The organism is Achromobacter aegrifaciens (assembly GCF_902859965.1).
Taxonomy (GTDB): domain Bacteria; phylum Pseudomonadota; class Gammaproteobacteria; order Burkholderiales; family Burkholderiaceae_B; genus Achromobacter; species Achromobacter aegrifaciens.
Genome location: NZ_CADIKO010000004.1, coordinates 466,421 through 486,030 on the forward strand (window position 1 = coordinate 466,421; position 19,610 = coordinate 486,030).

Genomic DNA, 19,610 nt, shown 5'->3' on the forward strand with positions numbered 1-19,610 from the left:
TAAAAGACCTCGGAAAGATTCATTCGACTGGATCGATACATTGCGCGGCAGCGGTCTGCGGACCTCCAAAAAACTGCCGTGCAAACGAGGTTACCCATGTCGGAAGTCGTCGTCTATGTCAGAAGCCAGCCCCGGCTGGGCGACCAGATCGTCGCCCTGCCGGCGCTCTATCAACTGAAAACCTGGTGGGCTTCCAGGCGGATCCGGGTGGTGGCCCGCGACGACCTGGCCGGCTTCTACCGCGGCGTGCCCTGGGTCGACGAGTTCGTCCGGGCCGCCACGTTCGGTGACTATCTGCGCACGCTCAAAAAGCACACCCCGGTTTGCGTCAGCCTGCATCACAGCAGCGAACGCTTCGGCCTGATCAACCTGCTGCGCCGGCCAACCATGCGCTTCGGTTTTCACAACGCGCGGATGAGCGACCTGGCCTGGACGCACTCCCATCGCAAGAGCGTTGCCGAATACATCGGCTTGGCCAATCTCCGGCTGTTGGCGTCGTACCGGCAGTTCGACGCCGAGGCCGTGGCGCGCCGCTGCTTCCAGACGCTGGCCCAGCCGCACCAGCATGCCGAGCAGGGGGCCGACGTGGTCCTGATCCCGGGCGGCGGGTCTGGCGCGTTCAAGCGCTGGAGCCTGCTGAACTACCTGCGCCTGGCCGAGAGGCTAAAGCTGCTGCTGGGCCCGGACACCCGCTACCTGTTCGTGCTGGGAGAACAAGAGGTCATCGAACGCGACAAGCTGGAAGCCATGCGGCGTCCTGAATTTTCCATCGCCTACTGCCGCTCGGTGCCGGAGCTCAGCGCTCTCATGCTGCGTGCGCGCCTGATCGTGGCCAACGATTGCGGCCCGTCGCATATCGCCCAAGGCGCTTGCGTGCCCTACGTGGGCGTGTTCAACGAGTCCAACCCGGAGTGGTTCTGGGATCGCCCCTACTCCGCCGCGGTCGTTCCCCGCCATCCCCGCGACGGCATCAATTCCATCACGCCCGACGATGTGCTGGGCGCCTGCCGCAAAGTCCTGGAGCATCATGCGCATCCTGCATACGCTGGCTGAGCGCAGCCTGGGCGGGCTGGAATTCCGCGTCCTCGAGCAATCCTCCTGGCTGCAGCGCCATGGCTACGAAGTGGCGATCGCGGCTCCGGCGGACAGCGAAATCGGGCGCGAAGCCCGGCAGCGCGGCCTGCGCGCCGTGGACATAGACTTCGACGTCGCCTACTCGCCGGCCACGGTCCTGAAGCTGCGGCGCGCGGTCAAGACGCTGCGCATCGACCTGATCGACAGCCACAGTCGCGCCGACGGCAAGACCGCCGCGCTGTGCCGCGACCTGTGCTCGGTCGTCAGGACGCGCCACTTCGCCAAGCCCATGCCTTCCTCGCCGCGTCGCCGGCTGGAATGGAAAATCGGCTGCGACCACGTCATCGCGACCAGCCTGCTGGGCAAGCAGGAACTCGTCGCGGCGCGCCTGGCGCCCGCGCAGCGGATCAGCGTGGTCGGAGAATGGGCCGCGGACGAATTCTTCCAATCCGGCGACACGCCGCAGTCACGCCTGCGCACCCGGCAAGCACTGGGCATCCGTGCCCCCGACAGCGCCTGCGTCATTGCCACCATAGGCATGCTGCGTCCCGAGAAGGGCCAGTCCGATCTGTTGCGCGTGGTGCACCGGCTGCGCCGCCAGGGCCTGCCCGCCATCGCGCTGGTGGTCGGCATGCCCACCGCCAGCACCAAGCCCTATGCCTATGCGCTGCACCAGCTGACCGTGGATCTGGGCATTTCCGAACATGTGGTGTTCGCCGGTCATCGCAACAATATTGCGGAGATGATCCGCGCCGCCGACGTGGTGCTGGTGCCTTCGGCCACCGAAGCCTGGTCGCGCGTGGTACCCGAGTCGTTCGCCACGCGCCGCCCCGTGGTCGCCAGCGACGTGGGCGGATTGCCGGAAATCGTCACGCCGGGCCAGACCGGTTGGCTGGCTGCGCCGGGCGACGTCGCCGGCTACGCGGACCGCATCATGCAAATCCGCAGCGATCCGGGACAAACCGAAGCCATGATCGGTAACGCCCGGGCCTACGCCGAAGCCAATTTCCGGCTTGCGGGCAAGATGTTCAGCACCTTGGAAGCGTACAAGCGGGCATTGCGTCCCGCCTGAAGGGCGGACGCCACGGCGGAAGGGGTATCATGGTGCCCCCGATTTGTTTACCCGATTCAGTACCGTGACCAAGCCCGCCCTACTGCTCGTTCTGGCAATCGCCTTGACGGGTTGCTCCAAGCAGGAAGAGACCCCCTGGGAACGGCTTCAAGCCGCCACGCCGCAACTGCAGCTGGCCGCCAACACGCCGGAAGCGGCGGTGAAATCCTGGTGGCAGGTGCGCGACGCGCACGACCGCTATACCGCCACCGCCTGCAAGGAACTGGCCGAACTCTACCGTCCCTTCAGCGCCGCCGAAGACTCGCTGAGCACCGCACAGCTGCAGGCCCGGCAGAACGGCGACCAAAAATGCAGCGTCGAGATCTACGAGCGCAGTGTCGTCAACGTCGATGTCCAATCCGACACGCGCGCCTTCGTCGTCGCGCAGATCCGCAACACCACGCCCTCCACGCCCGGCTTTCCGGTGGACAACGACGAACGCGACCGCAAGGAGCGCGGCGTGCGCATGCAGTACCTGCTGGAACGCGCCGACAAGACCCAGGACTGGAAGATCGCCCAGGTGTATGGCCGCAACCGGTATTGCGAAGTGGCCCCGGTCAACGGCTGGTGCCCGCTGTACAACCAAGCGGCAGGGTCGGCGAATAGTTATGTTTATGAGTTCGGGCAGTAGGTGAGCCTCGGGCAGAAGCGCGTTCTGCCCGCATCCTCTTCAGGCCACCAGGAACACAGCTGGCCGCACCCGCACCGTCTTGCCCAACGTGCGCGCAACCGGCGATGCCTGCGCCGCGTCGCGAACCAGATCCTGCTGCGCCGCCGTCAGCGCCGCAGCGAAGCGCAAACTCACCTCGAATCCGGTTTCGTCATCCAGCCTATCGATGTCCACCTGCACCGTCGCCTCGGGCAACGCAACGCCGGCGCGGTCCGCGGCCATGCCGATGGACATGCAGACACAGGCCGCTAGCGCGCTTTCAAGAAGTTCGTGCGGCCGCATGCCCGCAGTTCCTCCCTTGCCGTCTTTTTGCGTGTCGGAGAGCAGGACGTTTTGGCCGTTCGTTACTTCCACGCCATAGGGCACGCTCACCCGTTTCGCCTTCACCATGCGGGTCTCCTGTCGAAGATGAAAGAGCCGACAGGCTAGGCCTGGATCGGGGACCGGGGAAGGCCAGCGGAGATGCTGGTATGGGATGTGACAGGGTGGACGTCATTGCAGCGCAACCGAAAAAATGGGCCTGCACGCGACCTGGCAGCACGGATACACCGTGCTCACCGACGGGCCGGCCGAAGGCGTAACATCCTCGGGGCTGACCCTCGACGATCCGAAGGAGCCGTTCGCGTGGGCTCCAGGCGCCAGCTCTGGCTCGTCGCCCTTAAAGTTCTGTCTGGAACAATTAGGCAGATTTTTTGAATTTTTAGGCAGAATTCCGATTTGAAAAAGTGATTCACTCACGGTTCAGGCAAGCTTTCGCCTGCCATGCCCGCCCACCAAGGATTCCTCCATGACCCAACTTCAAATCAATGGCCAGGCCAAGGATATCGACGTCCCGGGCGAAACGCCCTTGCTCTGGACTTTACGGGATGAACTCGGCATGACCGGCACCAAATTCGGGTGCGGCATGGCGTTGTGCGGCGCCTGTACCGTGCACATGGACGGCGCGCCCATCCGGTCCTGTGTCACCCCGCTCTCCGCCGTGGCAGGCCACAGCATCACGACCATCGAAGGGATAGAGGCGGATGCGGTCGGCCGGGCGGTGCAACAGGCCTGGATAGAACAGAACGTTGCCCAATGCGGCTACTGCCAGGCGGGCCAGATCATGACGGCGGTAAGCCTGCTCAAGGTCTCGGCGCAGCCGACCGACCAAGACATCGAGGACGCCATGAGCGGCAATATCTGCCGTTGCGGCACCTATTCTCGCATCCGCGCAGCCATCCAGCAGGCGGCCAGGCTCCTCGCCCAGGGAGGCAAGCAATGACGCACATCGCTCAACTTTCCCGGCGCGGCTTTCTGCAGGGCGCCTTGGGCGCGCTCACCCTGACGGTCACGGCCAGGGGTTTGATCACGGCAGCCTGGGCCGCCGAGTCCCCCGCCCAGAAGTACGGCGCTGACAGCATGCCCGGCGGCACCGTCGACGACCCGCTGGCTTTCGTCAGCATCGCCGCGGACGGCACCGTCACCATCGTCGCGCACCGCGCCGAAATGGGCACGGGCGTGCGCACCAGCCTGCCCATGGTGGTGGCCGACGAAATGGAAGCGCGCTGGGACCGCGTCAAGGTCATGCAGGCGCAGGCCGATGAAGCGCGCTATGGCAACCAGAACGTGGATGGCTCGCGCAGCGTGCGGCACTTCCTGATGCCCATGCGACGCGTCGGTGCGGCCGCCCGCCAGATGCTCGAAGCAGCGGCGGCAGCGCGCTGGTCGGTTCCTGTGGCCGAGGTCAAAGCGGTGCAACACGAGGTGCTGCACCAGCCCTCCGGGCGCCGGTTGACTTATGGCGAGTTGGCGGCGGACGCGGCCAAACAGCCGGTTCCCGCGGGCGATGCCCTCAAGCTCAAGGATCGGGCCGAGTTCCGCTATATCGGGAAGGAGCACGTGCGCCTGGTGGACCTGGAGGCCATCGGCAAGGGCCAGGCCAGCTACGGCATGGATATGCGCCTGCCAGGCATGGTCTATGCCGTCGTCGCACGTCCTCCTGTCGTCGGCGGCAAGCTGCGCCGTCTCGACAGCGCCAAGGCGCTGGCCGTGCCCGGCGTGCTGAAGGTCGTGGAGATTCCGCCAATGCAAGGGGCGCCCGCATTCCAGCCCCTGGGCGGCGTCGCAATCGTCGCGCGCAACACCTGGGCGGCCCGCCAAGGCCGCGACGCGCTGCAAATCGAATGGGACGACGGCCCCAACGGCAGCTACGACTCAAGCGCCTACCGCCAGACGCTGGAATCGGCAGCGCGCAAGCCCGGCAAGACCATGCGCAGCCAGGGCGATGCCGCGCAAGCCTGGGCCATGGCGCCCGAAGCCGAGCGCGTCGCCGCGGAGTACTACGTTCCCCATCTGGCCCATGCCTCCATGGAACCGCCAGCGGCCACCGTCCGGATCAAAGATGGCCGCGCCGAGGTTTGGACGTCGATCCAGAACCCCATCGCCGCGCGCGATGCCGTCGCCGCCCGGCTGAAACTGGAGCCCGCCGACGTCACGGTCAATGTCTTGCTGCTGGGCGGCGGGTTCGGCCGCAAGTCCAAGCCCGATTTCGTGGACGAGGCAGCCATCGTCGCCCGCGCCATGCCCGAAGGCACGCCAGTCAAGCTGGTGTGGACTCGCGAGGACGACATTCATCATGACTATCTGCATACCGTGTCGGTCGAACGCCTGGAGGCCGTTCTGGACAAGAACGGCCAGGTCCAGTCCTGGCTGCACCGCAGTGCCGCCCCCACCATCGCCTCCCTCTTTTCGGAAGGCGCCAAGGGCCAGCAGCTCTTCGAATCGGCCATGTCGGCCATCAACATGCCGTACCGCATTCCCAACGTCCGGGTGGAAACGGCCGAAGTGGAGGCCCATGCCCGTATTGGCTGGTTCCGCTCGGTAGCCAACATTCCGCACGCTTACGCTGCCCAGTGCTTCATCGCCGAATTGGCCCACCGCGCGGGCAAGGACCCCAAGGATTTCGCGCTCGACCTCATCGGCCCGGCGCGCAGGATCGACCCGGGCACAATGGCCGACACCTGGAACTACTCAGAATCCCCCGAGCTCTATCCCTACGACACGGGCCGCCTGCGCGGCGTGATCGAAGCGGCCTGCAAAGGCGCGGAATGGGGCAGAACACTGCCCCAGGGCCACGGCCTTGGGCTGGCATTCTGCTACAGCTTCATGAGCTACACCGCCACCGTGGTCGAGGTGGCCGTGGATGCAAAGGGCGAGGTGCGCGTGGTGGCCGTGGACATGGCGATGGACTGCGGTCCGCAAATCAACCCCGAACGCATCCGCGCGCAGATGGAAGGCGGCGCCATCATGGGCCTGGGCCTTGCCCTTGCCAGCGAGATCACGTTCGAACGCGGCCGCGTGAAGCAGAGCAACTTCCACGACTATGAAGTGCTGCGCCACAATGCCTCGCCGCGCGTGATCCGCACGCATCTGGTCAACGACGATCACTCCCTGCCTCCTGGCGGCGTGGGCGAGCCCCCGGTGCCGCCCGTGGCGCCCGCGCTGAGCAATGCCATCTTTGCCGCCACCGGCAAGCGGATCCGCAGCCTGCCGGTGCGCAGGGTAGCCTAGGCATGGAGACGGTCGACGTCCGCGTGTTGCGCGAAGCCCGCGCCTGGCTGGCGGACGGGCACAGGCTGCTGCTGGCCACGGTGGTCAAGACCTGGGGCTCCTCCCCGCGCCCCGTCGGCTCCATGATGGCGCTACGCGAAGACGGGCGCTGCGTCGGCTCTGTTTCGGGCGGGTGCATCGAAGACGACCTGATTCATCGATACACCCGCACCCATGGCACAGGCGCCATCGCGCAAGGCGCGCCTGAACTGGTGCGCTACGGGATCGAAGCCGACGAAGCGCGCCGGTTCGGACTGCCTTGCGGCGGCACGCTGGAGCTGCTGCTGGAGTTCCAGCCGGACTACGAAACACTGGACGCCCTGGTCCGGCGGCTCGAATCCGGCCAGTTGGTCCAGCGCACCGTTGACGTAGCCACCGGAGCGGTGACATTGGCGCCGGCCTCGACGCCCGCCACAGTGCAATTCGACGGCGCGACGCTTTGTTCCACGCTGGGGCCGCAGTACCGGATGCTGCTCATCGGCGCAGGCGCATTGGCGGAATACCTGGCCACCATGGCCTTGTTCAACGACTTTGCGGTGTGTGCCATACACACCTGGACAGCAAGGAACTGATCAAATAGCTAAAGCGGTCCGCGTGGAAACTGGGAGGAGGTCAGCACCAGCAGTCCCCATAAGCGCCCCTGTATATCTTGCGGAATTATGTAGGTCATCGAGTCAGCACCTATCACTCATAGCCGGCAGACGGCCAGCTTCCGCCTGTCGACAGTTGCAGTAAAGCAAAGGACAAATTCGGACAGGTCGGCTCCACGCGCCTACTGCACTGGCGACAGGTTCGCCTCCTTGGCGGCCGCGGCATACATCGGAATCTCCCGGGCCATGGTATCGGCCAGGACCTGCGGTGCGCTACCTACAGGATCAATGCCCAGTTCCAGCAGGCGATCGGCCACGGCGCGCTCTCGCACGGCTGCGGATACGGCGTTCTGCAGCTTCTCGATGACGGCTTGCGGCGTGCCCGCAGGGGCGTACAGGGACGACCAGAATGACATTGCGAAATCCGGCACGCCGGACTCCGCGACAGTGGGCACGTCGGGCAACAAGGTAAAGCGCTTCGCCCCCGTGACGGCCAGCGCTTTCAGCCGGCCGCTGCGAATCTGGGGCAATACGGCCGCAGTGTCGATCAGCGCAAAGTCGATCTCGTTGGCCAACAAGGCCGCGACCACGGCAGAGTTCCCTTTGTAGTTGACCACCTCCGCTTCCAGGCCGACGCGCTTGGCGAAGAGTCCGGTCGCGAGCTGGAAGGAGTTGGCGCCCGAGCCTGCAAACAGAGGCTTGCCGCTCTTCTTGCCCTGGCCGACCAGATCGGCCACCGAGCGCGCCGAGCTTTCAGCCTTGACGGTCAGGATCATCGGAATATCCCCCACAAGGGAGATCGGCGCGAAATCGGCGACCGGGTCGTAGTCCAGGTTGTTGTAGATGGCCGGATTGACGGTCATGCCGCTGCTCGGCCCCACCAGCAAGGTATAGCCGTCGGCCTCGGCCCGCTTGACGGCGCCGATCGCAATGGCGCCGCTGGCGCCCGGCCGGTTCTCCACGATGAAGGGCTGGCCCAGGCGGCGCTGCAACTGCTCGGCCATCAGGCGGGCCAGGATATCGTTGCCGCCGCCCGGCGCGAAGCCCACGATCATGCGCACGGGCCGTGCCGGATACTCTTGCGCCGCGACACAGAAAGCCGACAACGCGAGCGCTGCACCTGCCCACAAAGATAGAAACCGTTTCATGCCACGCTCCATTCGTTGAACACAGTACGCCGTTACTGGGGAATGCACGGATGGCCCATTCTCCACTGCCTCGCTACATTGGGCACGACCCAACGTGCCAGCCGATGCCGCTGGCAGCGACAGCACGCAACGGACCCCGGAGCCGAAATGGCGCCTGAATGGCACAACTGGAGCACCCACGATCACGGCCAGCACGCCTTGGCGTTCTGGCAGGATGCGGTCTGCGCCGGTGTGCTCGATTCTGAATTCCGCGCCGAACCCGACGCCGGATTCGCCGGCACCATGTCCAGCCAGAACCGCGCGGGAGTCCGGCTCGTGAACTTCGCGAGCTCCCCGCACATGATCCGCCGCTCCCAGCGGCAAGTCAGCCGTCTCAATGGCGATCACATCATGCTCAGCCTGCAATTGCAGGGCAGCGCCTTGATGTCCCAGGGTGACGAGCAGTTGTGCCTGCGGCCCGGAGAATTCGGGCTGCTCGACACCGGATCCGCGTTCGACATCACGTTCCCGGAAACAACCTCGCGCCGGCTGGTGCTGTTGCCACGCCACGCCTTGAGCGCGCGCGCCCCGGGCATGCGGCGGCTACGCGCGCCGGCCAGCCTGCCGGCCGATATGCCGTTCGCGCCCGTGCTTACCGAAGCCATGCGCCTGCTGACCGATACGACGGTGAAACTGCAGGACCGCACCGTCGACACGCTGCTGGATGCCGTCATCGAAATCGTGGCGCTGCATTGCGCATCCCTGGCGGACGCCGCGGCGCCCCCTTCCACCGAACTGAGCTTCGTCGGCGTGAAGCGCCATATCGATACGGCGATCGCCAACCCGGACCTGTCGCCCGCAACGGTGGCCGCAGCCTGCCGCATATCGGTCCGCACCCTACACCGCCTGTTCGCGCGGCATGCCGCCTTGTCGTTCGAAGCCTACGTGGTGCAGGCCCGCCTGACGCTCGCGCATGAGCTGCTGGCGGCCGGCAAGACCCGCACGGTCAGCGAGGCCGCCTTCGCCTGCGGCTTCAACAATCTCTCCCACTTCACGCGGCGCTTCTCCGAGCGATACGGCGAATTGCCCGTAAATCTGCTCAAGCAAGGGCAGACCCGCGGCTGACTGACGCCCTGGGCGGCGTCCGCTGACGCGCTGGGCACAGCCCCGCGCACGGCCCGACGGCAGAATGAGCTTCATCCCGGCCCTGGCCGGCAAGCTTCCGTCGCACCATGCCCAAGACCATCACCATTCACCGCCCCGACGCGGTCCGCGCTGCCGCCGAGAGTTGCGTGCATTTCGGCTTCTGCACCGCAGTCTGTCCCACCTACGTGCTCGATGGCGAAGAGCTGGATTCACCGCGCGGCCGGATCGCCCTGGCGCGCGAAATGCGGGACAGCGGCGCAGCGCCCAGCCCGGCCGCCGTGCGCCACCTGGACCGCTGCCTGTCGTGCCTGTCGTGCGAAACCACCTGCGCGGCCGGCGTTTCGTATCACGCCATCATCGACGGCGCGCGCGAGCACATCGAAAAAAGCAAGGCCCGCCCGCTGACGCAGCGCTTGCTGCGCTCAGCGCTGGCCCGGGTACTGACAACCCCCGCGCTGCTGCGTCCGGCCGCGGCCGCGGGCCGGTTGCTGCGCGGCGCCGCCGGCCGCCTCGGCGGCCCGTTGGGCGCGTTGGCCTCCCTATCCAGCGCCCCCGCACTCGCGGCGTTTGCGCCACGCACCGAAGCCGCTCCGCAGCAGCCCGCCAACCCGACGCGCCGCGTCGCGCTGCTGAACGGCTGCGCCCAATCGGTGCTCGGCGCCGAGATCAACGCCTCGGCCAAGCGGCTGCTCACACGCGCCGGCATCGCCGTCGTCGACGTGCCCGGCGTGCAATGCTGCGGCGCGCTCGAACTGCACATGGGACGGCGCGAGGCCGCCACCCGGCACATGGAACAGGCTGTCCGCAGCTGGTCGGCCGCGCTGCTGGCGGGGCAGATCGACGCCATCATCAGCACCACATCGGGCTGCGGCTCCGTCATCAAACGCTATGAAGAGCTACTGTCTGACCGCCCCGAACTGTCGACGCAGGTGCGCCTGGTGGTCGAGGCCACTCAGGACATCTCGCAAATCGCCGCCAGTCTGTCGCTGACCGCCAGCGGCTCGGCGCTAGGCCTGGCCGTTTCGTATCACGACTCCTGTTCACTCAAGCACGGCCTGAAAATCGAACGGCCGCCGCGCCGCGCGCTGGGCAAGCTGGACATGGAGGTGCGCGATATCGGGGAATCGCATCTGTGCTGTGGCTCGGCGGGGACCTACAACATCCTCGAGCCGGCCATCTCGGACCGGCTGGGACAACGCAAGGCGGCCCACGCCTCGGCCGGCCAACCGGACGTGATCGCCGCTGGCAACATGGGATGCCTGGTGCAGATCTCGCGCTTCACGCCGGTGCCCGTGGCGCATACGGTCCAGCTGCTGGACTGGGCCACCGGCGGGCCGCCCCCACGCGGTCTTGAAGACTTCCGGCCCAAGCCGCCGCAGGCAGCGGCCGACACTCCAACGCCGGCGGCCACGCCGGTTCCGACAACCGCCGGCAGCGGCGATCTTCTGTGGTGAAAGACGTATGCCTTCCAATGACCCTATCGTAGATTTCGCCCATGCGGCGGCGGCCGAGCTTGGCGCGGACGCGATCTCGCTGAGTGACGACGTCCTCGGACGCTATGGCGAACATACCCTGCCCTGCGCCGACGTGCGCCCCGGCGCGGTCGCCTACCCCGACTCGACCGAGGCGGTGCAAACGCTGGTGCGCCTGGCCAATCGCTTCCGCGTTCAGCTCTATCCCATCAGCAATGGTCAGAACATCGGTCTGGGCACCCGCTCGCCCATCCGTCCCGGCCAGGTAGTGGTGGACCTGGGCCGGCGCATGAATCGCATCCTGGAAGTCAACGAGACGCTGGGCTATTGCGTGCTCGAACCCGGCGTGAGCTTCCGCGCCATGCACGACGAGCTGCAGCGCCGGGAAAGCAAGCTGATGATCTCGCCGACCGCAGGTCCATCGCAGGGCAGCATCCTCGCCAACGCCCTGGACAAGGGCGGCGGCAGCGGCGCCTACGCCGATCACTTCGGCATGAGTTGCGGCATGGAAGTTGTGCTCGGCAATGGCGACGTGATCCGCACCGGCGACGGCAGCCTGGCGGGTTCCTCGCATCCCAACTGGCACGTCTCCAAATACAGCTTCGGCCCCACGCTGGACGGCCTGTTTTCCCAATCCAACTTTGGCATCGTCACCCGCGTAGGCATGTGGCTCATGCCCCGGCCGCCGCATATCGAACCCTTCTTTTTCACCTTCCCCGACGACGAAGATCTGGGGGAGATCGTCGAACGCATCCGTCCGCTGAAGCTCAGCAATTTCGTGCCGACGCTGATTCGCGCCACCAACGACCTGTATCTGCTGTCCTCGGCGGCCACCAACCCCGAATACGCGGCCAGCGGCGGCAAACACGCGCTGTCCGACGAGGGCCGCGCCGCGCTGCGCAGGCAGTATGACCTGGGATCCTGGACCGTATCAGGCGCCGTGTACGGCGCGAGTCGCGCCGCCGTACAGCCCCAGATCGACCGCATCGCCCAGCATTTCCTGGCCTCGGGCAAGGGACGCCAGATTCCCCTGGAGGAAGCCGAGGACATCGGCCCCCTGCACATCGCCATCAACTCCAACACCGGCGTGCCGACCGACAGCGAATTGAAGATGCTGGGCTGGCGGCCGGGCGGCGGCGCGATCTGGCTGTCGGCGGGTTCCCCGGTTGCGGGTGACATCGTCAATAGCCTGCAGGCAGATGCACGCCGCATCTGCCGCGACCACGGGCTGGAATACCTGCTGTCAAACGTTTGCGGCGCTCGATTCGCCCGCGCCATCCACGCGATCATCTACAACCGCGAGGACGCCGACGAAACCGCCCGCGCCGATGCCTGCTACCGGACACTGGCCAAGCTGTTCGCCGATCGAGGCATTTTCGTGGGGCGTGCGCCGACGATGTATCACGAGTTCCACCAGGCGCAGCGCATGCCGGAGCTGGTGCGAGCTTGCGCATCGATCAAGGCGGCCCTGGATCCGAATGGGGTGATTGCGCCGGGGAAGTACGGGATCGAATGAAGATATTGGCGCGGCAGGAGGGGCTCGAACCCCCGACCTCAGGCTTAGAAGGCCCGTGGAAAATCGACCTAACGCGTTGATTTTTCGCGGGTCTCTAATATTTGCGTTAGAACAGCTCTCTTTTTTCTGCTACGGTTTTATGCGGTTCATAGACCGTCTGTTCTAACGCAAAGGTCCATCAACGTGCAGCCGCCACACCGCGCTCAAGAAGCTGGAACAGATGGAGAAGTGCTTCCGGGCCCGGGGCATCCCATTGCCGGCCAAGTCAGATTGTGGCCCGGATACCTGGGGCCGCTCATCCGTTGGCCTCCAGAGCACGATGCCTGAGACGACGCGGTACCGGGCCGAGAAGCCGTCATCGGCCGCTGGGGCATGATTGCACCGAGTACTCCGTCGATAAGTTGGTGAAGGTGGAGAAGATCGCGACTTTCAAAGTCCAGAGCGAGACCGCACACACACTTTGGATATTTCGCCTAATGTTGGCCAACGGCCAGCGCTACATCATTACCATGGAGGCCATCTTCGAGCCCGATCGGCGCCCCGTGTATGAGCAGCGATACGCCACAAAGCAGCGCGATAACTACTCACGAACTTCTCGAACATCACATCCGCACACGGCCTGCTGTCACCGCTCAACCATGTCGCGTAGCCATTGAGCAGAGGATATTAAGGACGATTCATCCCCAAAAGCGATCATGCACATTGATGCGTTAGATCGCCGGCTTGATCTCCTTGACCAATTCCAGGCGACAAGGCCAAGCACACCGCCCCGTCGAGTGGCTTTCGAGCCCGAGAGCCCTAGGTGCAGCCACGGCCGTCAATCGCGCGGTAGCTGGCACGTTCATTAAGAATCCTTGTTTCCTCTGAGGAACACTGCAACCCTTGCTTTTAGCAGCGAGGCATCATAGGTAGAGTTGCTGAGAGCACTCTGTAGCACCTTTCTCCGGACTTCAGTCGGCATTTCACGCCAGACGCTCAAGATCGCTGCCCCAAGGCAGGCAATGACTCGCCGCTCGCCTTCGTCAAGCACGCCAGTGTCTAACATTTCAACTGACGTGGGCAATCGGATGCCGCCGTCATTTAGCCAGCGCTCAATGTCCGCGTCATCAGGATCGTGAATCATATTTGCTGCCCCGAAAAATCCCCTTCAGCGATGCGCGCAATCCTCGCCTTGAGTGCAGACCTGTCGAATGCTGCTTGAGCGATTTCGCGATTCAATACCCGCCGACGCGCATTGAGCGGGAGCTCATCCCAGAGGCTCAGTACCGACGCCCCGAGAAAAGCCAGAATTCGACGTTCAGACACCTCGAATTCCTCAATAGCGAACGACTGAGCCAGAGAAGCCAGTTGCGAGCCCCCCTCATCGTCCCATCGCTCTAGCGCTTTAGTACCGGTTGTCTGTGACATGCTGCAGCCTCCCACAGGGTTTCATACAGCCAGTGTAGGGCAGGCACTGCTCGACGCCTTACGCCTGTTTCAATTTAGTCTTAGGCCAGACCTACCACAGAGCGTACTGTGGGGATGTGGTACTCGCCACGACAACCAAAAAGGTAAACATCATGACATTTCCTACCCGCTTCAGCGCCGCAGGTCCCCCCACCCAGCCTGGTCAATCAGACGTGCCTAACAAGCAGCAAGAACAGCAAAGCCAGGAACAAAAAGAAGAGGCAGCTCGTAAGCAAGCACAGAACGACCCGCTGAAACAGCGTACCCCTCAGTAGCGAATCGCACGCTTTCGGCCCCTTCCCGTCACGGAAAGTGCAGCTGCTTGGCCGGTGATGGATGACTGAAAGCTTGTGAGCAGACGCTGACTCATCGCATGATTGCGAGGGCCAGCGTTGTCGTGTATCCGTCCCGACACGATACTTCTGCACCGGTTCAAAGGCCACGACAGAGGCCAATCGGCCCAGAAAACAAAAACTCGGACCCGATCAGCTGATTCACTCTTTCGCGTATACGCCGCGCTGCGATTCATTCAGACCGCTACCCATCATGAAGCCTTTTAGCAAGTCATTTGCGCGCCTCACTACTGCTTGCCGAAAATTCCTCCCTGCAACGACATCGTTCAATCACTACGGCGGCCACCGAGAACATCGGCCCTCTCCCCACGCGGCGACCTTGTCGCCCTGGCGTGTGTACATAATCTATGCTCGCCCTAGGCGTCTGTTTCTCCGGAATGAGCAAGGCAGAATCTTTGACTTCGGCGTTATGAAAGGACCTGAGCCCACGTTAGCCTATCGGCTGTCCATGCGAGGTCTCACTGGCCAGGGGTTTGCTTCGCGCTAGCTGTTGCTCGATGACATTACCAGTCGAATTGAGGCCGGTGAAATTACGAGCGAACAGCTTGACCTTCACGAGTGTGCTGCTGGGTCAGGAGTCGATCTGGATCGCGGCACGCACATAGACGTCGCTATGAAATTGGCTGGATAGGCTCGAGCGCGTACCCCAAGTCGAAGTTGCGGCATAGCGAACGTGCGCTTCGAAAAGATAGCGATGGTGGAGGCAGTGTATCGCTCCCTAACAACCAAGCTGCGCAAAGGGTTGGTGCAGCCCTAGTACGTGTTGACGTCGTACTCTGGTACGGAAACACCATTGCACTCGCATCCCAACTCATTTCATACTTTCCATTCGACCATCTACTTTTGGAGGGTTCAGGAATGTATGACGACATCCGAAAGCAGGGAGGAGCCGCCGCCCGCCAAGGATCGCCCCTTTGGGACTGCCCCTACCTCAAGGCCCAGGCGATGCCCGGGCACACGGGAGAATCACCCAGAGTTTGGCAGGCCAAGGTCGATGCGTGGGAAGCAGGATGGGCGAAGGAAAAGGAAGTGACAAGACCGCCGCCGAGCCCCGTTCAATTTGCAGGCCTACATGCGGTGTAAGTCTCAAGCACGCGCCCATTACGGGGCGCGTACCTGAATCGCCGCGAGGTTCACTCCGCGGAAGAATGACGCGTAAACGTGCGGCGATAGTCTTCAGCACGCGCGAGAGTCCGATAGAACTGGCCGCCCACGCCAACCAGTTCGTGAGTCTCCTCCACGGTCAACCGCGCTTCTATCCGCTCCAACACTGCGGCGTAGGCGTAGAGCACCTCCGTCCAGTCTCCGAATCCCAAATTCTCAGGGCCGGCGGTCACGATCATCTTAGAAACAAACTCGTCCGTATTCACATCGATCCCCAAGAGTTCTTGCTGAGCGCAGCAAGATTCATACCCAGGGTACCACTGGGCATACAATCGAGCTAAGGGTCGGGTGTCACCATCCGCTACGTCTGACATGGGCCAAGACTTGGACTCGCCGCGCAAGCTGCGCAAGGGGATGGCGCCGCGCTAGGGGTTGCTACGGCTGATTTCGCCGAGCCTCGCATCCCGCACCCGCTTAAAGAGCTCAGTGATGCGCGCGTCTAGCGCCCTTCGGCGCCGAGTTTCTAGCTGTAGGCGGCGCAGCTGGATGAAGAGCACAATACAGGCGACGGGAAACGCCATTGCTGAAAGAAGCAAGACCTCAGCGAGTTGAGAGTGCTCATGCTGAATTACAAGGATTCGGATCAGCTCATAGGCATCCGCCCCCACTAAGACCTGATGGCCGACAAGCAAATATGCCACTGTGAGGAATGCGACCTCTCCCCAACCCTCCCATGCTTCTCCGGCTTTAGTCCAATCGCTCGCACGAAACATCGCCTTCTCCCATATGATGTAACCAATTGCTATAGGGGTTTCGTGACGCTATCACAATATCGGGACGGCGGCGTGGGTATTGTTGTCACGCCTTCGCTCCACGACTATTTGCGCAGTTTGCTTCGCCGACCTCTCGATTCAGTTACATCACTATTGACGCAGTGCGTCATATATCCGCTCGCAGGTCAGTCCCGCGACACGGGCACCGTCTGCAATGTCCGCAAACTGCGTAGCTCGGTCGCTAACGCGTCTGAGCATGTAGGCGAGCAGGTCGACGCCGTCGGCCCCTGGCGGGCTTCCGCCGGCAGCGGCGGGATCTCGGCCGCTTGCGGCGCGAGCCAGTGCGTCGGCGCGGTCGCGCAACCTGTTGTGCTCAGTACGAGCGCTAGCAGCACTAGCAACCGCGGCAGCGGCTTGTTTCTTGGCATCATCTCGGGCTTTCTCCACTTCGGCGGTGCGCCGTCTTCCTTCCTCTCGTGCCGCCTCGATGGCGGTCATTTTGGCTTGGGCTTCGGCCAGCCGCTCCTTGTCGCGATCCGAGGCGGCCTTGGCCTCGGACGCGTCGGCCAGCCAGCCGCGAGCCGTCCACGCCGAACCACCTACCACGCCAGCCACCAGCAGCGCGACGACCGCGTAGCCCCTCCACCCTGCCAGCACGTCGGCCGCGCGCGTCAAGGCGGTCATGGAGCCACCTCTGCAACTGCCTGGGCGTAGTTGCGGCCCCACTTGGCGCGAAGCTCTGCGCGCTGGGCGGGTGTGCCGTGGTCGTAAGCGCCGGGCCGCCAGGTGCGCAGATACAACCGCCAGGCGCCCTCTATGTCACCCATAAGCGGCAGCCGGCCTGGGTCGCTCCACAACAGCAGACGGGCCAGGCCGGCCGCCAGCACGTCGTCATGCTCGATGGCGTCCCAGATCGCGCCATCGCGCGCGAGCACGCCTCGGGCCTGGTAGAGGTGGGCAGCCGCGGCGCTCGTTGCCGCATGCAGCCGGACGCCGTGCACCATGCCGCCGCCCCGCTCCGCTTGCCAGAAGCTCTTGGCGGGACCAACCGGCCGCGGCGGGCTTCCGACCAGTTGACGGCGGTCCACAAAGCGACTTTCTTGCAGGCCGATAGCCAGCATCTGGACGCGCGCCGCAGGCGTGTCCATCTTGGCCGGCAACAGTGCCAGCGCGGGATTAACCGCCGTCCGAACAATCGTCTTCAGGTCCACGATCAGCCCTCCCCACCAGGCCGCGCACCAAAGAGCTTTGCGCGTGCTTCGGCCACCCATTCCAGCAGGCCCTTCTGGCGCATCGTCGCCATCCACCGCATGTAGGCGCCCAAGACCCACCAGGCCGGCAGGCCCGCAATCAACATGCTCGGACCCAAGACATAGAACTTCGCCAGCAGCGCGTCGTCACTGCCGGCCCCGTGCTGGGCGAGCCACGTCATAGCCTCCATCAGGCTGGGCTTCCAGGCGATCACGGCCGCAGCCAAACCGGGGCCGAACAGGAACGAACACGCCACGGTCGATACCGTTCGGACCGTGAATTCCCGGGCCGTCCTTGGCGGCATGATCAGTAGCCCGAGAATCGCGGCAATCGCCGCTGGAATGCCGTATGCCATTGCGACCTTCAAGGCCGCGAGGCCTCCCAGCCCCGTAGAACTCGGTTCCATAGTTGCACTGCTCCTGTAGACGGTTCGCATGATTGCCTCCCGTATGGACGAAAAAAAGCCCGCTGAAGCGGGCGTATCACTGGGTCGGTATTTCTCTCGGTTTGACCCGAGGCAGTTCAAGCCGCCCATTCGGCGGATCTACGAACGGAACCGGAAACCGCATCTCGTCGGATGCAAGTTCATCGATGGGGAAGAGAATGGGCACAAGCACCTGACCATCCTGGCGCCGCACCTCGCCAGCGAAGTATGGCGAAGCCGTCGCTTCGCGAGCCAGTGCGTCCCCTTCTGCCAACTGGCTGAAGTCGAATCGCGTTCCGTCGATGATCAGCGCATCGCCGTCGCGCTCAATGTCGGGTACGCGCAGATCGCATATCTGCGGCGAAAGGCTGATGATCATTTGTACCTTCCTGATGCAATGACACGCAGCGTTGTCGAAATGGGAGAAGTCACGCGGAAGGCGACGTAGCTCGACACGATCCCGCCCACCACCAGCTGCACACCTTCCGCAGCCGGATCGTAACCAGCCGCTCCAATCAGCCGGCCATCTGCCCAGAACTCACCTGAGAGAAACGATGCCGGCAAAGTCCATTCCACCATTGTCGCCACACCGGCCACCACGGGCAGGGAATGCTGGCAAGACTGCCAGCCGCCTGGCGTCCTGAATACGGTTCCGTTTGCGGAGGTCGTGACGGTGTCCGTTGTCGCTATCCAGGGGCGCCAGGTGCCTGCCTCCCGACGGCACACTCGAGGCCCTACGTTCCCCGAGTGATATAGCGGGTAAGCCATAAGGCACAGATCGCGGCCGCCACTGCCCGAATAGGGAATCATCTCGATCAGCCAGTAGCCGTCGCCGCCCGGCGCGTTGGGCGCCGATCCCGCAACGAGTTCTCGCCACATCCCGCGACCGGTCATCAGGCTCGGAATAGTGAAGCAATCCCGAGTAGTCGATGCCGCGGGCACGATCCCCCCTGTCTCAAGATCACCGAACCTGACGGCGGCGCCGATCGTTCCGGAGTCGTGAACCAGAGCCATCAGCACGTCAATCAAATGGTTGTACTTGGTGAACGACATGAGCGGCGACTCCCCCCGCCTACCACCCGGCTGTGGCGTGGTCAGATCCACTTTGAGGAGCGAGATATCAGGCATCCTTGGGCCCCTCCTGCACGCCCGTCTCTTGCGGTTTCATCGCGTCCGCGCCCGCGTTCCGGACGATTCTGAGGATTGTCGCGGCCAGGCCGTTGATGAGCTCAGGCGTCAGCCGATTGCCCAAGTTCTGGATAAGCACATCATGAATCTCTTTCTGCATGCCTTGTTTCTTCCTATTGCCAGCCGGTGACGTCAATTACTGCAATGTCGTTCCCTTCGGCCTTTGAATAAAAAACGTTGTTGCGCAACGGCGCCCAACCGAGATACGTACCCAGGTTGTCTTGGATCCGCGAGTAGATCCCGTTCACCCTGGCCGAGTAGTGCTCGCCCCACAAGAAGCTGCTCCACCCGCCACCCGCTTGCGCGTAGCATTGATACCCTCGACGGTTGTACGCGGCGCTGTAAGCCCATTTCCGGCTGGGCAAGCCGGTATAGGTGTAGCCGTCTCGGTAGCCGACACCAGTCCCATCTGAATTCCAGTACCGCGGGATGGTGAACGTGGTGTACACATTCATCGGGCGGGCCGTACTCATGAAAATGTGCCTTCCATCCTCCGACCAGATGTCAATCGGCCCACCGGTTACCCAGGGCCTATCGAACACGTAGTATTCACAGGGACCGCCAACAAACACGGCTGTGTAAGTACCATTGCCATTCATCAGCAAGTGCCGAAGCGTGCCGAACTCCCCCAAGGGCCGAAAGAACACTACCGGCTCGGCGGCAGCGAACGTGATGCTGGTCCCCACGCCCATATGGCGCAGAAACATGTTCACGTTCTTGCTATCCACGATCAGATTTCCCACCTCGTCATAGAGCACAATCGCGGCGTCAGCCATA

The 19,610-nt window shown here is 63.8% G+C and carries 21 protein-coding genes and 2 pseudogenes; 11 read left to right on the forward strand and 12 right to left on the reverse strand.

The window, feature by feature from the left end:
- Positions 1 to 96: 96 nt before the first annotated feature.
- The 3 genes from HV793_RS26755 (at position 97) to HV793_RS26765 (ending at position 2,816) form a co-directional block, all read left to right on the forward strand.
- Positions 97 to 1,053 carry a glycosyltransferase family 9 protein gene (locus HV793_RS26755; protein WP_054453525.1) on the forward strand — a complete coding sequence of 319 codons (957 nt, stop codon included), beginning with the start codon at positions 97 to 99 and terminating at the stop codon, positions 1,051 to 1,053.
- On the forward strand, positions 1,028 to 2,146 hold the full coding sequence (locus HV793_RS26760) for a glycosyltransferase family 4 protein (RefSeq protein WP_175182058.1): 1,119 nt from the start codon (positions 1,028 to 1,030) through the stop codon (positions 2,144 to 2,146). The genes HV793_RS26755 and HV793_RS26760 overlap by 26 nt, the downstream gene beginning before the upstream one ends.
- A gap of 64 nt (positions 2,147 to 2,210) precedes the next feature.
- Positions 2,211 to 2,816 carry a hypothetical protein gene (locus tag HV793_RS26765; RefSeq protein WP_119449602.1) on the forward strand — a complete coding sequence of 202 codons (606 nt, stop codon included), beginning with the start codon at positions 2,211 to 2,213 and terminating at the stop codon, positions 2,814 to 2,816.
- Between the two features lie 39 nt (positions 2,817 to 2,855).
- Here HV793_RS26765 and HV793_RS26770 read toward each other — a convergent pair whose 3' ends face one another.
- On the reverse strand, positions 2,856 to 3,245 hold the full coding sequence (locus HV793_RS26770) for an OsmC family protein (RefSeq protein ID WP_175214187.1): 390 nt from the start codon (positions 3,243 to 3,245) through the stop codon (positions 2,856 to 2,858).
- A gap of 397 nt (positions 3,246 to 3,642) precedes the next feature.
- Between HV793_RS26770 and HV793_RS26775 the strand changes: the two genes are divergently transcribed.
- The 3 genes and pseudogenes from HV793_RS26775 to HV793_RS26785 form a co-directional block, all read left to right on the forward strand.
- Positions 3,643 to 4,116 (forward strand): (2Fe-2S)-binding protein, encoded by a 474-nt coding sequence (locus HV793_RS26775; protein ID WP_175214188.1) that lies wholly within the window; start codon positions 3,643 to 3,645, stop codon positions 4,114 to 4,116.
- Positions 4,113 to 6,404, forward strand: a complete 2,292-nt coding sequence (locus tag HV793_RS26780; RefSeq protein ID WP_175214189.1) for a xanthine dehydrogenase family protein molybdopterin-binding subunit — start codon at positions 4,113 to 4,115, stop codon at positions 6,402 to 6,404. The genes HV793_RS26775 and HV793_RS26780 overlap by 4 nt, the downstream gene beginning before the upstream one ends.
- A 2-nt stretch (positions 6,405 to 6,406) precedes the next feature.
- Positions 6,407 to 6,982 (forward strand): annotated as a pseudogene (locus tag HV793_RS26785) (XdhC family protein); the annotation flags it as partial.
- 233 nt (positions 6,983 to 7,215) lie between these two features.
- On the opposite strand, the gene HV793_RS26790 reads toward HV793_RS26785, so the two are convergent.
- A complete protein-coding gene (locus tag HV793_RS26790; protein WP_119449551.1) occupies positions 7,216 to 8,181 on the reverse strand; it encodes a Bug family tripartite tricarboxylate transporter substrate binding protein in 966 nt (321 codons plus the stop codon).
- 147 nt (positions 8,182 to 8,328) lie between these two features.
- Here HV793_RS26790 and HV793_RS26795 point away from each other — a divergent pair, with 147 nt between their 5' ends.
- The 3 genes from HV793_RS26795 (at position 8,329) to HV793_RS26805 (ending at position 12,294) form a co-directional block, all read left to right on the forward strand.
- Positions 8,329 to 9,285, forward strand: coding sequence for a helix-turn-helix domain-containing protein (locus HV793_RS26795; RefSeq protein ID WP_054453540.1), 957 nt, complete (start codon positions 8,329 to 8,331; stop codon positions 9,283 to 9,285).
- A gap of 107 nt (positions 9,286 to 9,392) precedes the next feature.
- Positions 9,393 to 10,760 (forward strand): glycolate oxidase subunit GlcF, encoded by a 1,368-nt coding sequence (gene glcF / locus HV793_RS26800; RefSeq protein ID WP_175214190.1) that lies wholly within the window; start codon positions 9,393 to 9,395, stop codon positions 10,758 to 10,760.
- Positions 10,761 to 10,767: 7 nt separating this feature from the next.
- Positions 10,768 to 12,294 (forward strand): FAD-binding oxidoreductase, encoded by a 1,527-nt coding sequence (locus HV793_RS26805; protein ID WP_054453543.1) that lies wholly within the window; start codon positions 10,768 to 10,770, stop codon positions 12,292 to 12,294.
- Positions 12,295 to 13,138: 844 nt separating this feature from the next.
- Here HV793_RS26805 and HV793_RS26810 read toward each other — a convergent pair.
- Both HV793_RS26810 and HV793_RS26815 read right to left on the reverse strand, forming a co-directional pair.
- Positions 13,139 to 13,417 carry a hypothetical protein gene (locus HV793_RS26810; protein WP_054453545.1) on the reverse strand — a complete coding sequence of 93 codons (279 nt, stop codon included), beginning with the start codon at positions 13,415 to 13,417 and terminating at the stop codon, positions 13,139 to 13,141.
- Positions 13,414 to 13,701 carry a hypothetical protein gene (locus tag HV793_RS26815; protein WP_175214191.1) on the reverse strand — a complete coding sequence of 96 codons (288 nt, stop codon included), beginning with the start codon at positions 13,699 to 13,701 and terminating at the stop codon, positions 13,414 to 13,416. The genes HV793_RS26810 and HV793_RS26815 overlap by 4 nt, the downstream gene beginning before the upstream one ends.
- A 585-nt stretch (positions 13,702 to 14,286) precedes the next feature.
- On the opposite strand from HV793_RS26815, the pseudogene HV793_RS31185 reads away from it, so the two are divergent.
- Both HV793_RS31185 and HV793_RS31275 read left to right on the forward strand, forming a co-directional pair.
- Positions 14,287 to 14,724, forward strand: a pseudogene (locus HV793_RS31185) (hypothetical protein).
- Positions 14,725 to 14,951: 227 nt separating this feature from the next.
- A complete protein-coding gene (locus HV793_RS31275; protein WP_082400914.1) occupies positions 14,952 to 15,176 on the forward strand; it encodes a CrpP-related protein in 225 nt (74 codons plus the stop codon).
- A gap of 50 nt (positions 15,177 to 15,226) precedes the next feature.
- On the opposite strand, the gene HV793_RS26820 is transcribed toward HV793_RS31275, so the two are convergent.
- From HV793_RS26820 to HV793_RS26855, 8 genes are all read right to left on the reverse strand, one after another.
- Positions 15,227 to 15,463, reverse strand: coding sequence for a hypothetical protein (locus HV793_RS26820; protein WP_054453741.1), 237 nt, complete (start codon positions 15,461 to 15,463; stop codon positions 15,227 to 15,229).
- A 657-nt stretch (positions 15,464 to 16,120) separates the two neighbouring features.
- Entirely contained in the window at positions 16,121 to 16,654 is a 534-nt protein-coding gene (locus HV793_RS26825; RefSeq protein ID WP_225591492.1) for a DUF2514 family protein, read from the reverse strand.
- Positions 16,651 to 17,181, reverse strand: coding sequence for a hypothetical protein (locus tag HV793_RS26830; protein ID WP_175214192.1), 531 nt, complete (start codon positions 17,179 to 17,181; stop codon positions 16,651 to 16,653). The genes HV793_RS26825 and HV793_RS26830 overlap by 4 nt, the downstream gene beginning before the upstream one ends.
- Before the next feature lie 2 nt (positions 17,182 to 17,183).
- Positions 17,184 to 17,627 (reverse strand): hypothetical protein, encoded by a 444-nt coding sequence (locus tag HV793_RS26835; protein ID WP_175214193.1) that lies wholly within the window; start codon positions 17,625 to 17,627, stop codon positions 17,184 to 17,186.
- Between the two features lie 76 nt (positions 17,628 to 17,703).
- The gene (locus HV793_RS26840) at positions 17,704 to 18,024 is read right to left on the reverse strand and encodes a hypothetical protein (RefSeq protein WP_175214194.1); all 321 of its coding nucleotides are present in this window, start codon (positions 18,022 to 18,024) and stop codon (positions 17,704 to 17,706) included.
- Positions 18,021 to 18,698, reverse strand: coding sequence for a hypothetical protein (locus HV793_RS26845; RefSeq protein ID WP_175214195.1), 678 nt, complete (start codon positions 18,696 to 18,698; stop codon positions 18,021 to 18,023). Before HV793_RS26845 ends, HV793_RS26840 begins: the two co-directional genes overlap by 4 nt.
- A 67-nt stretch (positions 18,699 to 18,765) precedes the next feature.
- Positions 18,766 to 18,933: a hypothetical protein gene (locus HV793_RS26850; protein ID WP_175214196.1), complete on the reverse strand. Its 168-nt coding sequence runs from the start codon at positions 18,931 to 18,933 to the stop codon at positions 18,766 to 18,768.
- 13 nt (positions 18,934 to 18,946) lie between these two features.
- Positions 18,947 to 19,609: a hypothetical protein gene (locus tag HV793_RS26855; RefSeq protein ID WP_175214197.1), complete on the reverse strand. Its 663-nt coding sequence runs from the start codon at positions 19,607 to 19,609 to the stop codon at positions 18,947 to 18,949.
- Position 19,610 lies beyond the last annotated feature (1 nt).